This is a genomic window from Arthrobacter sp. 1088, assembly GCF_031455315.1.
Taxonomy (GTDB): domain Bacteria; phylum Actinomycetota; class Actinomycetes; order Actinomycetales; family Micrococcaceae; genus Arthrobacter.
The window spans coordinates 49,969-64,312 of record NZ_JAVDSM010000006.1 but is presented as its reverse complement, the minus strand read 5'-3'; the positions used below and the strand labels follow the sequence as shown (position 1 = coordinate 64,312).

The following is a 14,344-nucleotide window of genomic DNA, read 5'->3' as shown; positions in this document are numbered from 1 at the left end:
AGTTCCTTGTGCGCATTGGCATTTCGGGCACCTATTCCTCGGGCAAGACGTTCACGTCCATGGCACTGTCCCACTACACCGGGTTGCCCCGCACCAGGGCCAGGACCATGCGGGAAATTCTGCCCGAGGCCGCCCCTGGCAAGACCCTTGAGGAATGCACCGCCGCGGAGCTCATCCAGATGATCGTGACCCGACATGTGGAGCGTGCCGTGTACGAGGACAAGCTCTCGGAGGGTTTCATCTCCGATGGTTCATCGCTGCAGGAATGGATCTACGGGTCCGTGCGGGTTTCCCTCGGGCTGAACCCCAGTGCCTCAGCACACCTGGCGGCGGGGGAGAGCGTGGAGAAGACTCCGGAACTCGCATTCTTCGAAGAGGTGATGACCAGTCTGGGCAACAGCTTCAAGAGGCACGTCAAGAACTCCTTCGATGTGTTCGTGCACCTGAAGAACGAGCTTCCGCTCTCTGCTGACGGACACCGCCCGGTCAATGATCAATTCCGGAACATGTCGGATGAGATCCTGCAGCACACCATGGACGAGTTGGGCATCCCCTTCCACGTTGTGTCAGGTTCCGTGGAGGAACGCCTCCAGAAGATTGCTTCGCTCTTCAACCTGGAGCCGCGCATGAGTCCCCAGGACGCCACACGCCTGGCAGCCGAGGAATACGCGCAGTTGGACGTGCGCTCCGAACGGGAGCGGGTCCTGCAGTAACCAGACCCTGCAGTAACCAGATCCTGCAGGAACACGGAAACATCCGTTTGGATCCTGCTCACCGGTTCGTCCGGCCGGCCCCCGCGTCACCGCGAAGGTCGGCCGGACGCTCGTCTTTTTACTGGAGACCCATTGCCTGCCGACCAGCCTCTTTCCCATCAAGCCCGCTCCAACCACGCCCGCCTTGGCGAGTTCTTTCGCACGCGCCGCGAGCAGACCCGTCCTCAGGATGTCGGGTTACCAGTCAGCCCACGACGCCGGACTCCCGGACTCAGGCGCGAAGAGGTGGCCGTCCTGGCCAATGTCGGCGTCTCCTGGTACACGTGGCTGGAGCAGGGGCGGGCTATTGGCGCCTCGGAGGAAATCCTCGATGCCATTTCGAACGCACTGCGGCTGAGCCCGGAGGACCGGACGTATGTCCGGCGGCTCGCGTCGGCGCGTCGTTCAGGTCTGACCGGCAACAAGGACAGCGCGGCGGGTGGGCCGGCTTTGGGACAGACGGCCGGCCACAACTTCGACGTAGGCGACGCCCAGCTCGCTCTGCTGCAGCAACTGGTGGATGCCATGGCGAATCCCAGCTACGTCGCGGACCCTTTTTGGACCGTCGTGGTCATGAATTCGACGGCCGCGGAAACCTTCGATACGCGTGTGGGCGAAAGCTGCCTCCAACGGTTCTTCACGGATCCCGAGCTTGCCCGGCCGCACGTGCACAAGGAGATGATGGCCCGCTCCATGGTGGCGCAGTTCCGTGCTCAATCGGCCAACTTCCCGGACGATCACCGTTTCGATGCCATGGCCCGGGGCCTGTGCCAGGTCTCGGAAGCTTTCCGCGAATTATGGGAGCGGCAAGTGGTTGGCGATTCGTACCATGTGGATGTTGTGTACGACCACCCGGCGGTGGGCCGCCTTAGCTTCGCTCCCATGGTGCTGGGTGTTCCGCAGTTCCCTGCCCTCCGTCTTTTCACGTACCTGCCCAAAAGCGGCACCGGAACGCAGGCTGCCCTGCAAGGTTTGAACAGGAAAGCAGTGGGCTGATTTTCCCTCTAGTTGCCCACAGCAACCAGACGTAAACTGGCCTTCGGTTCACTACGTTGGTTCGGAGTCCCCATGCTTTGGAAGGTCCTCGTTCGGTTCCTGAAGCCGCACCAGCGGTTCCTGGTGGCCGTCGTCGTATTTCAATTGGCGCAATCCATCGCGTCCCTTTACCTGCCTACGCTCAACGCCGACATCATCGATAACGGTGTCGCTACCGGAGACACCGATTACATCCTGCGCATGGGTGGCCTCATGCTGCTGATCACCCTGCTGCAGATCGCCTGTGCCGTGGTTGCCGTGTACTTCGGCGCGAAGGCAGCCACGGGAATGGGCCGCGACCTGCGGGACGCCATCTTTGCCAGGGTGGGGGAGTTCTCCGAGCAGGAAGTCACCAAGTTCGGGGCGCCGTCCTTGATCACACGGTCCACCAACGATGTCCAACAGGTTCAGCAATTGGTCCTCATGTCCTGCACGCTCATGGTTGCGGCCCCCATGCTCAGCATTGGCGGCGTCATCATGGCAGTTCGGCAGGACGCCCAACTGTCCTGGTTGATCGCGGTCTGCGTGCCGGTATTGCTGGTGGCGGTCGGGCTGATCGTGACCCGGATGGTTCCGTTGTTCCGCAAAATGCAGGTTCGGATCGACGCCGTCAACCGTGTCCTGCGCGAACAACTCACCGGCATCCGCGTGGTCCGGGCGTTCGTGCGTGAAGACATGGAGACCTCCCGGTTCGGAAAGGCGAACGACGACGTCACTGACGTCGCGCTGCGTGCAGGCCGTTTGATGGCGCTCATGTTCCCGGTGGTCATGCTGGTCATGAACATTTCCAGTGTGGCGGTGATTTGGTTCGGCTCGTTCCGGATCGAGGACGGTTCCATGCAGGTAGGCACGCTCATCGCTTTCCTCAGCTACCTCATGCAGATCCTGATGTCCGTCATGATGGCCACGTTCATGGCCGTGATGATCCCGCGCGCGTCCGTTTCCGCCGACAGGATCGGGGAGGTGCTGGAGACCGAATCAAGTGTCCAGCCGCCGTCGAATCCTGTTACCGGCGGTATTCGCCGGGGCGAACTGGAGATGCGCGACGTCGGATTCGCCTACCCGGGTGCCGAGCAGCCGGTGCTCAGCGGCGTCAGCTTTACAGCCCTGGCCGGCCAGACCACGGCGATTATTGGCAGCACCGGCGCCGGCAAGACCACGTTGGTGAACCTCATGCCGCGGCTGTTCGACGCCACTGCAGGCGCGGTTCGAATGGACGGCGTGGACATCCGCGAGCTGCATCCGGACCTGCTGTGGGGGCATATCGGCCTGGTTCCGCAACGGCCCTATCTGTTCTCAGGCACTGTTCGCAGCAACCTTCAGTACGGCAAACCCGACGCCAGCGACGACGAACTGTGGCAGGCGCTTTCAGTGGCCCAGGCGCGGGACTTTGTTGAAGAGATGGAAGGTGGACTGGATGCACCCATCTCCCAAGGCGGCACCAACGTTTCCGGAGGGCAAAGGCAACGCCTGGCCATTGCCCGGGCACTGGTGAAACAGCCGGAACTGTACATTTTCGACGACTCGTTTTCCTCCCTGGACACGGCTACCGACGCCCGCCTCCGGCAGGCCCTCAAACACCACACCAACGGTGCCACGCTGGTGATCATCGCCCAGCGCGTCTCCAGCATCGCGGACGCGGACCAGATACTAGTGCTCGACGACGGCAGGATCGTTGGGCAGGGAACGCACGATGAGCTGTTGGAGACTTCCGAAACGTACAGGGAAATCGTGTCCTCCCAGCTGGCTGCGGAGGAGGCGGCATGAGCGCCATGACAACTGGTCAACGCGGGCCACAGCGGCCACCCATGGGGCCTGGACGTGGTGGTCCGTTCGCTGGAATGAGCATTCCTGCCGAGAAAGCTGCCAACTTTGGTGTCTCGGCCAGGCGGCTCCTGGGCACGTTGCGGCCCGAGCGGTTCTGGCTGACACTTGTGGTGGTCTTCGCAGTGGTCAGCGTGACCTTGTCCGTCATCGGGCCCAGGTTGCTCGGCGAAGGCACCAACCTCATCTTCGCCGGCGTCGTGTCCAAACAACTGCCCGCAGGGGTCTCCAAAGCCCAAGTAATTGCTGGCCTGCGCGCCTCCGGCGAGAACAACAAGGCCGACATGCTGAGCGCCATGAACCTGACACCTGGCGTCGGCATTGATTTCGGTGCGCTGTCCTCCGTGCTGCTCTGGGTGCTGGCGCTGTATGTCCTGGCCTCAGCGTTCGGTTGGATGCAGGCCTACGTGCTCAACGGCGTCGTCCAGCGGACGGTGTACCGCCTCCGTGAGCGGATCGAAGCGAAAATCCATCGGCTTCCCCTGCGGTATTTCGATTCCATCCAACGTGGTGAGCTGCTCAGCCGGGTGACCAACGACGTCGACAACATCTCCCAAAGCCTGCAGCAATCCATCAGCCAGGTGGTGTCCTCGCTGCTGACCGTGTTTGGCGTGCTGGTGATGATGTTCCTGCTCTCGCCCCTGCTGGCCCTGATTGCGTTGGTGACCATCCCGCTCACACTGGGGACCACGGTGGTGATTGCCAAGCGCTCACAGAAACTGTTCGTCGCGCAATGGAAAAACACCGGCGAGCTCAACGGGCAGATCGAGGAAACGTACACCGGACACGCACTCGTGAAGGTCTTCGGCCGGCAAAACGAAGTCCAAGCGAAGTTCCGCGCCAAGAACAGCGAGCTGTACCAGGCAAGCTTCGGGGCACAATTCGTGAGCGGGCTGATCATGCCGGCCATGACCTTCATCGGGAACCTGGTGTACGTGGGCATCGCTGTGGTGGGCGGCCTGCAAGTGGCCTCTGGAGCCATGCAATTGGGTGACGTGCAGGCCTTCATCCAATACTCACGCCAATTCACCATGCCCTTGGCGCAACTGGGATCCATGGCCAACATGCTCCAATCCGGCGTCGCCTCGGCGGAACGCGTGTTCGACCTTCTGGATGAGGAGGAAGAATCCCCGGAACCTGTTTCCGGCCAGTCCAAGGGCCCAGCGCGCGGGCGGCTCGTCTTCGAGAATGTGTCCTTCCGGTACCTGCCCGACAAGCCACTCATCACGGACCTCAGCCTGGTGGCCGAGCCCGGTCAAAGCATTGCCATCGTTGGGCCAACAGGTGCGGGCAAGACCACCCTGGTGAACCTCATGATGCGCTTCTACGAACTGGACGCAGGACGCATAACCCTCGACGGCGTGGACATCGCCACCATGTCACGGCAGGAGCTGCGCTCGCGGATGGGCATGGTCCTGCAGGATACGTGGCTGTTCGGCGGGACCATCCGCGACAACATCGCCTATGGCCGGCCCACCGCTTCCGAACCCGAGATCCTTGAAGCTGCCCAGGCCACCTATGTGGATCGGTTCGTCCGTTCCCTTCCCGAGGGCTACGACACAGTGCTCGACGACGAAGGCGGCAATGTCTCCGCCGGCGAGAAGCAGCTGCTCACCATCGCCCGCGCCTTCTTGTCCCGTCCATCGGTGCTGATCCTTGATGAAGCCACCAGCTCGGTGGATACCCGTACCGAGGTCCTGGTGCAGAAAGCCATGAACGCACTCCGCTCTGACCGGACCAGCTTCGTCATCGCACACCGGCTTTCCACCATCCGCGACGCCGATCTCATCCTGGTCATGGAATCCGGGCAGATCGTGGAACAGGGGACACACGCTGAGCTGCTCGCTGCTGGTGGGGCGTATTCACGACTCTATGAGGCGCAGTTTGCCGCGCCGGCGGCTGAAGAGGTGTGAGCCTGCCGTAATCAGGGAAGCCGGGATGGCCGTAGCACCGTGGCCTCGCCCGCCCGGGATGGGTCCAATGATACGGGGCTTACCAAGACAGCAGGTCCGCGGTGCAGGAGACCCCCGGAGATCACCTGGCAGCGAACCCCACCCCTGCCGCGCATCGCCTTGTGTGCCCCCGGTGCCAGCATCTGGTCCATCCAGGCGCAAGGATGTGCCGGCCTGCCTGCCTTTAGCCGCACGGAGTCGCCGCCGGACTCCAGAGTGAACTCACGCCCCAGCAACGGAGCCAGCTCGGCCCCGCGAAGCACCACGTTTCGCCGGGTTGCCAACGGATCGAAAGGTCCGGCATCCAGTTCAGCGGCAATGGACTCGAGTGCTTCCACCGCGAATACCGTCACGGCGGCGTCCATGTGGGCGGCCTTGCCGAAGAACCTGTCCCCGACGATGCCCTTGCCGGCCACAAGCTCGGCCTGCCCAGCATCCGTCGTCGGAACGTCCGCAGCACCTTCGCGGGCACGGCCAAAATAGGCGTGCGCCGGCGACACCAAAAGATGCAGAACCTCGACGTCGTACCTGTACTCAGCGGTCATTATTCAACGCTAATGCTTCGACGCTTCGAACGGCAGCTCCTTATGTCGTGCACCACAGCGCCGGCGTCGTCCGGAAGATACAGTGGCACGGTGAACTTTGCCGTGGCCCCCGATGGCGCTGAACTCGCCTGGACGTCCGAAGGCGACGGCGAACCAATGCTGTTGATTGCCGGCCAAGCGACCGCCATGGACGGTTGGGGCCCGACGGCGAAGCTTCTCTCCCGCTCTTACCGCGTCATCCGCTTCGATCACCGGGGCATTGGCCGCAGCAGCAAGGGTGACGCCGTGCGTTACACCACGAGGCTGATGGCCGGGGATGCAGCCGAGGTCCTCAAAGCTGCGGGCGTTGATGTAGCACACGTGTACGGCCACTCCATGGGCGGACGCGTAGCGCAGTGGTTGGCCATCGACTATCCGGAGAAAGTACGGACGCTGGTCCTGGCCGCCACCAGTGGAGGCAAGTGGCCGGGGGAGGGTTTGGACCCGGCCAAGGATGCCTTGCAAGCCCTCGTCAGCGGGGATATGGACCGCTTGGTACCGCTCTTCTTTGATGAAGACTGGGCGCGTAACAACCCGGAGGCCACGCACACGTTCTTCACTTCCCACGCTTCAGCCTGGGCCAAGGCGCGGCATTTCAAGGCCAGTCGTGAGCACGATGCCTGGAGCCGGCTAGGTGATATCAAGGCCCCGACTCTGATAATTCATGGCACCGAGGATGCCCTTACGCCGTTACCGAACGCCGTCCTGCTCCGCGAGCACATTTGCCGTTCGGTGCTTGTCAGGGTTCCCGGAGCGGGGCATGGCCTGCACTTGGACCACCCGGAGACCATTGACTGGATTCGGCAATTTGTTACCAAAAAGGGCGCCTAATTCCGGCACTTTGACGAGAGCTTCTAAAGGGCTTTCCCGCCAAGGTGCCGGACCAAAGCGTCCACAATCGGCAGCTGCCCTTTGACGAGCTTTGTCCGGGCCGTGGCTTCCCCAAACCATCGGGCATCGTCTATCTCAGGAAATTCCTTGATGGAGCCGGACCCCTTGGGCCATTCCATGGGAAAGGTATTGCTGACGATTTCATCGGGCTGGAAGGAGTCTGCCTCTGCAGTGAAAGTTGTGATGAGTTTGCCGGAGGGCTGTTTGAAAACCCCTAACAACATGTAGTCGCCGGGTGGCGGTGGAGTACCAATTTCCTCGGTGAATTCGCGTCGGGCAGCAATCAGCGGGTCTTCATCCTCAAGGTATTCACCCTTGGGAATTGACCACGCATGCTCGTCTTTGTGCGCCCAAAAAGGCCCACCCATGTGGGCAATCCAGAGTTCCAACTCTCCAGTGGAACCTTGCCGGTACAGCAGGATCCCAGCGCTGCGAATCGTGATGCGACCTCCCGGCGTCATGATGTGAACGCGAAATGAATAGACAAAGCCAAGATTACTCCCGGCCACGCTGCCGTTATCCAATTGATGGCATATCGCCCGTTTTGGTTCGTCAATTCCCTTCCTACGGGCTCACGTCTACTTGATAATCGAGGAACTGCACGTTCCTCGTGGGGGTGGAACGTCTTTGCGGTCGCCGGTTTTTGCCGACGACGAGTCTGGGCGCATCAATGGAGGACACGGCTATGGCATGGTCAGTAGGGCTCATTCCGCATGGGCGAATAAAAGCAGCAGGTTTGGCCGTTGTGCTGGCGGTGGGCTTATCAATGCTCGCTGGAGCGGGCCCATCCCGGGCGGCCGATACAACCCCCATGGCTGAGGATCCCGGCCCTGTGGGCAGCTTTGCCTGGAAGGGTTTCAACTGGCAGAAGCGCTTCTGGGGCGGGGCTCCGATGTACAACGCGAGCTGGGACGCCAACAACGTAAGCAACCCGGACGCCAATGGGTACGTCAAACTGTCCATCACCAACCCAACCGGTTCGGCTCCCAAGGGTGCAGAGTTCCAGTCCACGCGTGAGGGATTCGGCTACGGAACGTACAGCACCACTGTGGAAAAGGACGTGAGCGCGCTCCAGAAGGAAGTGGTCTGGGGTTGCCTGTTCACCTACGACCCCGCGGCGGAACCTGGCTACACGGAGATCGACCTCTGCGAGGCGTCCGCTTGGGGAGGCGGAGCTGCCTATGGCCAGAACTGGCCTGTCACACAAGGCCATGGCTATTGGTTTGACGCCACACTGCCTCCAGGACAGGGCAACAACACTGTCACGTTCGATGTCACGAACGCCCCGATCCTTACCCACAGGATGGTTTGGGAGCCCGGCAAGCTCACCTTTGAGACGTTTGCCGGCGAAGGCTACGGAGGAACGCTGCTGAAGCGGACGGTCTTGCAGGGCTCCACAGTTCCACTTCCGGCAAAGGAACAGATCCATTTCAATCTCTGGGTTACCGGAGGTGGCGGCGGCGATGCTGCCCATGTGTCACCTGAATCCGTGACGATCCGTGATTTCTCATTTGTACCGGGCATCCCGTTGACGGCCCCAACACCCACTATCTCCGGAACGGCGGCAGTGGGATCAACATTGACTGCCAACCCAGGCGCGTGGACCACTGGAACCGCGTTGACTTATCAGTGGTTCAAGAACGGCACGGCCATCGCCGGTGCAACGGCCCCCACGCGTGTCCTTGCAGCAGCGGATCAAGGTGCCACGCTGACCGTCCGGGTTACAGGCACCAAAGCCGGCTACGCCACCGCCACCAAGGAATCGGCACCCACGGCTGCCGTGGTGGCCGGTACGCTGCTTGCCCCTGCTCCCACGGTCACAGGGACGCTCACTGTTGGTTCCACACTGACTGCCAACCCGGGGACGTGGACCTCGGGAACCACCTTGACTTATCAGTGGTACCGCTCCGGTGTTGCGATCACTGGGGCAACTGCCAGGACCTACGTTCTAGTGGGCGCCGATCAGGGAGACACCATGCGGGTGCGGGTTACAGGAACGAAGGCCGGGTATACCTCGGTATCCAAGTACTCCGCCAACACGGCACTCGTAAGTTAAGGAACGTCGGGTTAGGGCAACAAACCCGCAGTTGTGTCGCGCTGGGGGCGTGATCCGACACAACTGCGGGTTTGCTGGGCTTGATGGTTTCTCTGTGCGCGCTAGTTTTTCTGCGCGCGGACCGGGACCATCCTCTTGATGGCCAGGCCAAGAGCCAGCATGGCGAAGGCGGCCAATGCGAACCAGAAGAGGTCCCCGGCGCCGGTCATAGCAAGAGTGCCGGAGCCGGCCCCTCCCGCAATTGCTGCGCCTACGGATCCTGCCGGGTTGTTGTACATGAGTCGTTTACCAAACTTTCTTTCTGTTGAGTGCGGCGTCCAGGTAGGCCTTGGCGTGGACTGCCTGGAGGAAAACGTCGATGACGGTTTCGTACATGGTTGCGGCAAGCAACATGTACCTCCAACCCCGGAAACGCAGGGTTACTATGCGTTCCAGGACGAAGATGCAGGTGACAGCGAGCCAGAATGGGTGGAGATTCAGCCCCATTCCGGTGGTCAGGGCAAAGACGATGGATCCGAGATAGGCCAAGGTCACCAGGAGGCCGAGCATGGAGAGGAACTGCCGTCCCCAGTAGGCCCTGGTGACTTTGGTCCACCCGTACTGCACACAGTTCTCCACGGCTCCGCGCTTCCAGCGAAGCCGCTGCGACCATAGTTCCCGCCACGTGGGCATGACTTCGGTAACCAGCGTGCAGTTTGATGGTGAAGCTATGCGGTATCCGAGGGTGAGGAGCGCGAAGGACAATTCGTTGTCTTCGGTCAGCACCGAGGTATCGTAGACGCCGCCCTCGCCGTTTCCGGGAGGAAGCGTACCGTTCAATCGTGCTGAGACGACGTCCCGAAGGGTTCGAATGCGGAATAACGCCGCAGTCCCTGTGACTACCAGGCATCTGCCGTGGAGGCGCTTTATATCCCTGGCGTAGCGGGCGTACTCATTTCGTTGCAGGTGTCCTACGAATCCGCCTCCGGGTCCACCGCTGAACACTCCGCCCACGGCGCCCAGCAGTTCGTCGTTGAGGAGGTTGTTGGTGGCATTCTCGATGAAGTCCGGGGCGAGCTGCGAATCGGCGTCCTGCACCAGAACCAGGTCGTCGGGATCAGCTCCGGGAAGAAATTGGCCCAGTGCGAAGTTCAGGGCACCGGCCTTCTTATCCTTGTTGCCGATCGTGTGGAAGACTTCGACGCCCTGGGCCAAAGCCAGTTCTTCAGTATCGTCAGTGCAGTTATCGGCCACCACGATCACGCGATCAGGGCGGCGGGTCTGGTTGTTCAGCGAGATAAGGGTTTGGGTAATGCCAGCGGATTCGTTGTGTGCCGGGACCAGGACCGTAACCACACCGCCAGGGGCACGATGGGATCCTCGTGGTGCAGGAGTTGTCTCTGAATTGACGCCCCGATACATGCTGGGATCCCTCCGTTCGAACCTTGAAGTGGTGTTTCACTTAGGGTTCCAACGCGAACGCAAGAAAGCTGCCCGCAAAGCATCAAGGAAGTCTCAAGGTTTGATCAGGAGTTCCCGGACGGCGTCAATATGCAGAAAACGCAAGAGGACGACGCCGGGAGGTCCCGGCGTCGTCCTCTTGTGGTGCGTTTGAGCTGCTTAGCGGCTCAGGCTAACGGTGAAGGTTTTCGGTCCGCTGAGCGTTACTGCAATGCCGCAGTTTTCTGCAGCGGCGCGGGGGGAAAGATCCCGGATGGCGGCGTCGATGGTGTGGTCGATTGCCGACTTGTCCCAGATTTTCAGCGTGATGGAGTCAGTATGTGTCGTCATTGTCAGTACTTTCACTCAGGCCGTTAACAGCCCCAAGCTTCTTCGCAGGGGCCGCATCCTCGTCGGTGAGGATTGCTGATTCAGCTTGTATGGGAACGAATTCCCTCATTCATGGTTCATGTTGCCTACCGCGATTGACAAGCTGATCCGGCCAAGTGTGACCGATTACACGTTTGAAGTTACTCCGTGTAACCCGTGCTGAGGCTCTGCTCGCGCCAACGGTCCACCTCGGCACGCTGGGCCTCTTCCACCGCACCGTAGGCGTAGACGGCGTCGGCGCCCAGCAGCAGGAAGCCTGGTGTCTCAGCTGCTTGGACCGCGGCGATAATCACCTCTGCTGCTTTGTCCGGGTCGCCGGGCTGGGTGCCGTGGACGGTGTCATTTTCCTTGCGACGCTTCCCGGCCGTCTCTGCGTAGTCCTGGATCGCCTGGGCAGATTGCGTCAGCGAACGCCCCGCAAAATCGGTCCGGAATGCACCGGGCTCCACCACTGTCACGGAGATTCCCAGAGGCTTCAGTTCCTTCTGCAACGCGCCCGACAGGCCTTCCAGCGCGGCCTTCGTTGCTGAGTAATAGCCGGAACCGGGAGGGCAGATTCGGGCGCCAATGGAGGAGATATTCACGATCGCACCGGAGCGGCGGGAGCGCATCCCAGGCAGGACGGCCTTGATCATGGCCACCGGGCCAAAAACGTTGGTATCGAACAGCGCCCGGACGTCGCCGTCGTCGCCCTCTTCAATGGCTGCGCGGTAACCATAACCGGCGTTGTTGACCAGGACGTCCACCGCGCCAAAGCGTTCTTCGGCCTCCTTCATGACGGCTTCAATCTGCGACTGCTCCGTGACATCGAGTGCGACGGCGAGGGCCGTCGTCGGAAATTCTGTGGCCAGGTCCTGCAGCTTGGAGACGTCGCGCGCGGTGACGACGGCGTTATCGCCCCGCGCGAGCACGCCTTGGGCCAGTGCGCGGCCGAGTCCGGTGGAGCAGCCAGTGATGAGCCAGGTAGTCATGATGTTCCTTTCAAAGGGTGGACCACTCCCTTGGAACGCTACCCCTCAGAGGAATGGGCGTGGGCTCCTGACTTTCTTTGAATCTTCGACCGCGTCAAAACAACTCCAATCAGTTGGATTTGCGGGCCCTTCGGCAGCAAAGAAGGTCGGGAGGAAGCGAGTCCCGGCCTGTTCCCTTCTGTCAAACTCTTGACTGCCGTGTTTTGCCACTGGTAAACATTGAGGCGGAAAGCGTTTTCTCACCCCCTTGAACGATTGCGGGATGCGCTTTGCCATGTATTGAAACGTTCCAAACCGCGGTCGGCAGGCCCACTGCCGCCCAGCATCAAAGGAGATGTTCTTTGGCTTACCCCATGAAGTGTTCCTCCCGCAGAACCAACGGCCGTGCGTTCAGGGGCCTGCCGTTGGCAGCGTCAGCTTCCCTGGCCGCCGCAGCCATAGCCCTGACAGGACTCCCGGTCGCCCAAGCAGCTCCGGCCCCGGTCGGCCCGTCAACGCACGCCGGTCTTCCCGGCGTCGTGCCTGCCGAAAAGGCTGGCCCGACGCTCAAGCGACAGGTGGAATATCTGGACCGGGCACCCATCGCCGTCTTGACCGACCAAGGCGTTACCGTGAGCTGGCGAATGCTCGGCCTGGATGAGGACACCGTGGGTTTCCAGGTGTTGCGTGACGGCGTCAACATCACCGAGGAGCCCATCCGCAACGCCACAATGTTCGTCGACCCTGACGGAACCGCGGAGTCCAGCTACGTCATCAAGACCGTTGGAAATGGCCAAGGCCAGGACAAATTGACCGAAGCCGTCACGCCGCTGGCGCAGAACTACCTGGCCATCAAGCTCGATAAGCCCGCCGACGCCGTGACCCCGGACGGCAAGGCCTACACGTACTCGGCCAACGATGCCACCGTGGCCGACCTCGACGGCGACGGCAAGTATGAGGTCATTCAGACGTGGGCGCCGTCCAACGCCAAGGACAACTCGCAGTCCGGCTACACGGGCAACGTTTACGTCGATGCCTACAAGCTGGACGGTACCAAGCTGTGGCGCATCGATCTGGGACGCAACATCCGCGCCGGCGCACACTACACCCAGGTTCTGGCCTACGACTTCGACGGCGACGGCAAGGCCGAAGTTTCCTTCAAGACGGCGGACGGCACCCGTGACGCGGCGGGCACGGTGATCGGAAACGCCGACGCCGACTTCCGCAACAGTTCCGGTTATGTCCTGTCCGGCCCGGAATTCCTGACGGTCTTCAAGGGCGAGACCGGAACCATCATGGATACGGTGGCTTACGCACCCGAGCGCGGCACCGTTTCCAGCTGGGGCGACACCTACGGCAACCGCGTGGACCGGTTCCTTGCGGGCGTGGCGTACCTCGACGGCGAACACCCGTCCATGATGTTCAGCCGTGGCTACTACACCCGCACCGTCCTGGTGACGTACGACCTCGTGAACGGCAAGCTCGTGAAGCGGTGGACGTTCGATTCCAACCTGGCCGGTGACCAATACAAGGGGCAAGGCAACCACAACCTCTCCGTAGTGGACGTGGACCAGGACGGCAAGGACGAGTTCGTCTTTGGCTCCATGACCATCGATGACAACGGCCAGCCGCTTTACAACACCAAGTTGGGCCATGGCGACGCGATCCACACCAGCGACCTTGATCCGTCCAGGCCCGGCCTTGAAACCTTCGCTGTCCACGAAAGTATGAGCCAGAGCGGCAACAGGGGAGCCACCTTCCGAGACGCTGCCACGGGTGAGGTTCTCTGGAGCATCCCGGCCATCAAGGACACCGGCCGCGGAGCAGCAGGGGACATCGATCCCCGATATGCCGGGGCTGAAGGTTGGGCGGTAGGCGGTTCCGCTGCGTGGGATTCACCCGTGGGCCAGCTGATGTCTGCCAAGGGAGAGCTGATCGCGGAGAAGATTCCCGCAGCGAACTTCCTGGCCTGGTGGGATGGCGATCTCCTCCGTGAGATTGTGGACCACGATTACGATGCCACGGTGTCCCGTGGCGTTCCGACCATCTCCAAGTGGAATTGGGAAACCGAACAGAGCGACCGTCTCCTGACGGCCGACGGCGCCCGCAGTAACAACACCACCAAGGGAAACCCGTCCATCCAGGCAGACATCCTGGGAGACTGGCGTGAAGAGATCGCCTGGCCATCCACGGACAGCACGGAGCTGCGCGTCTACACCACCACGGCTCCCACCGATGTTCGCCTGCGGACGCTGATGCACGACACCGTGTACCGTACATCCGTCGCCCGGGAGAACGTGGCCTACAACCAGCCGCCGCACCCGAGCTTCTACATCGGCGAGGGCATGCAGGTGCCGGCGATGCCCGCCGTCGCCTATGCCGGTCAGAACTAGCGGCCCTTAACAACGCCCTTGCAACCAGAGGTTATTAACAGGAGTGCCGCCCGGATCTTGGTGATCCGGGCGGCACTGGTTGTTTCTTCTGTGGGGGG

13 protein-coding genes are annotated in these 14,344 nt (G+C 61.6%); 7 read left to right on the top strand and 6 right to left on the bottom strand.

Features of this window, described 5'->3' with window-relative positions:
* Positions 1 to 8: 8 nt before the first annotated feature.
* The 4 genes from J2Y41_RS10780 (at position 9) to J2Y41_RS10765 (ending at position 5,524) form a co-directional block, all read left to right on the top strand.
* Entirely contained in the window at positions 9 to 713 is a 705-nt protein-coding gene (locus tag J2Y41_RS10780) for an AAA family ATPase (protein ID WP_309928412.1), read from the top strand.
* A 132-nt stretch (positions 714 to 845) separates the two neighbouring features.
* On the top strand, positions 846 to 1,748 hold the full coding sequence (locus tag J2Y41_RS10775) for a helix-turn-helix transcriptional regulator (RefSeq protein WP_309928411.1): 903 nt from the start codon (positions 846 to 848) through the stop codon (positions 1,746 to 1,748).
* A gap of 72 nt (positions 1,749 to 1,820) precedes the next feature.
* Positions 1,821 to 3,554: an ABC transporter ATP-binding protein gene (locus J2Y41_RS10770; RefSeq protein WP_309928410.1), complete on the top strand. Its 1,734-nt coding sequence runs from the start codon at positions 1,821 to 1,823 to the stop codon at positions 3,552 to 3,554.
* A complete protein-coding gene (locus J2Y41_RS10765) occupies positions 3,551 to 5,524 on the top strand; it encodes an ABC transporter ATP-binding protein (protein WP_309928409.1) in 1,974 nt (657 codons plus the stop codon). The genes J2Y41_RS10770 and J2Y41_RS10765 overlap by 4 nt, the downstream gene beginning before the upstream one ends.
* Positions 5,525 to 5,535: 11 nt before the next feature.
* Here the strand turns inward: J2Y41_RS10765 and J2Y41_RS10760 are convergent, their stop codons facing one another.
* A complete protein-coding gene (locus J2Y41_RS10760) occupies positions 5,536 to 6,108 on the bottom strand; it encodes an MOSC domain-containing protein (RefSeq protein WP_309928407.1) in 573 nt (190 codons plus the stop codon).
* A gap of 90 nt (positions 6,109 to 6,198) precedes the next feature.
* Here J2Y41_RS10760 and J2Y41_RS10755 point away from each other — a divergent pair, with 90 nt between their 5' ends.
* On the top strand, positions 6,199 to 6,978 hold the full coding sequence (locus J2Y41_RS10755; protein WP_309928406.1) for an alpha/beta hydrolase: 780 nt from the start codon (positions 6,199 to 6,201) through the stop codon (positions 6,976 to 6,978).
* A 23-nt stretch (positions 6,979 to 7,001) separates the two neighbouring features.
* Here J2Y41_RS10755 and J2Y41_RS10750 read toward each other — a convergent pair whose 3' ends face one another.
* A complete protein-coding gene (locus J2Y41_RS10750; RefSeq protein ID WP_309928664.1) occupies positions 7,002 to 7,481 on the bottom strand; it encodes an NUDIX domain-containing protein in 480 nt (159 codons plus the stop codon).
* A 242-nt stretch (positions 7,482 to 7,723) separates the two neighbouring features.
* Here J2Y41_RS10750 and J2Y41_RS10745 point away from each other — a divergent pair, with 242 nt between their 5' ends.
* Positions 7,724 to 9,094 carry a hypothetical protein gene (locus tag J2Y41_RS10745; RefSeq protein ID WP_309928405.1) on the top strand — a complete coding sequence of 457 codons (1,371 nt, stop codon included), beginning with the start codon at positions 7,724 to 7,726 and terminating at the stop codon, positions 9,092 to 9,094.
* A 101-nt stretch (positions 9,095 to 9,195) separates the two neighbouring features.
* Here J2Y41_RS10745 and J2Y41_RS10740 read toward each other — a convergent pair whose 3' ends face one another.
* The 4 genes from J2Y41_RS10740 to J2Y41_RS10725 all read right to left on the bottom strand — a co-directional run bounded on the left by J2Y41_RS10740 (position 9,196) and on the right by J2Y41_RS10725 (position 11,874).
* Positions 9,196 to 9,372 (bottom strand): hypothetical protein, encoded by a 177-nt coding sequence (locus J2Y41_RS10740; protein WP_224088936.1) that lies wholly within the window; start codon positions 9,370 to 9,372, stop codon positions 9,196 to 9,198.
* Between the two features lie 7 nt (positions 9,373 to 9,379).
* Entirely contained in the window at positions 9,380 to 10,495 is a 1,116-nt protein-coding gene (locus J2Y41_RS10735) for a glycosyltransferase family 2 protein (protein ID WP_309928404.1), read from the bottom strand.
* Between the two features lie 198 nt (positions 10,496 to 10,693).
* On the bottom strand, positions 10,694 to 10,864 hold the full coding sequence (locus J2Y41_RS10730; protein ID WP_216926503.1) for a hypothetical protein: 171 nt from the start codon (positions 10,862 to 10,864) through the stop codon (positions 10,694 to 10,696).
* 179 nt (positions 10,865 to 11,043) lie between these two features.
* Positions 11,044 to 11,874 (bottom strand): oxidoreductase, encoded by an 831-nt coding sequence (locus tag J2Y41_RS10725; RefSeq protein WP_309928403.1) that lies wholly within the window; start codon positions 11,872 to 11,874, stop codon positions 11,044 to 11,046.
* 353 nt (positions 11,875 to 12,227) lie between these two features.
* Here J2Y41_RS10725 and J2Y41_RS10720 point away from each other — a divergent pair, with 353 nt between their 5' ends.
* Positions 12,228 to 14,246: a rhamnogalacturonan lyase gene (locus J2Y41_RS10720; RefSeq protein ID WP_309928402.1), complete on the top strand. Its 2,019-nt coding sequence runs from the start codon at positions 12,228 to 12,230 to the stop codon at positions 14,244 to 14,246.
* The last annotated feature ends 98 nt before the right edge of the window (positions 14,247 to 14,344 follow it).

Coding starts and splice junctions, on each gene's coding strand:
- J2Y41_RS10770 (WP_309928410.1), top strand. CDS start 1,821: ATGCTTTGGAAGGTCCTCGTTCGGTTCCTGAAGCCGCACCAGCGGTTC.
- J2Y41_RS10765 (WP_309928409.1), top strand. CDS start 3,551: ATGAGCGCCATGACAACTGGTCAACGCGGGCCACAGCGGCCACCCATG.
- J2Y41_RS10760 (WP_309928407.1), bottom strand. CDS start 6,108: ATGACCGCTGAGTACAGGTACGACGTCGAGGTTCTGCATCTTTTGGTG.
- J2Y41_RS10745 (WP_309928405.1), top strand. CDS start 7,724: ATGGCATGGTCAGTAGGGCTCATTCCGCATGGGCGAATAAAAGCAGCA.
- J2Y41_RS10740 (WP_224088936.1), bottom strand. CDS start 9,372: ATGTACAACAACCCGGCAGGATCCGTAGGCGCAGCAATTGCGGGAGGG.
- J2Y41_RS10735 (WP_309928404.1), bottom strand. CDS start 10,495: ATGTATCGGGGCGTCAATTCAGAGACAACTCCTGCACCACGAGGATCC.
- J2Y41_RS10730 (WP_216926503.1), bottom strand. CDS start 10,864: ATGACGACACATACTGACTCCATCACGCTGAAAATCTGGGACAAGTCG.
- J2Y41_RS10725 (WP_309928403.1), bottom strand. CDS start 11,874: ATGACTACCTGGCTCATCACTGGCTGCTCCACCGGACTCGGCCGCGCA.
- J2Y41_RS10720 (WP_309928402.1), top strand. CDS start 12,228: ATGAAGTGTTCCTCCCGCAGAACCAACGGCCGTGCGTTCAGGGGCCTG.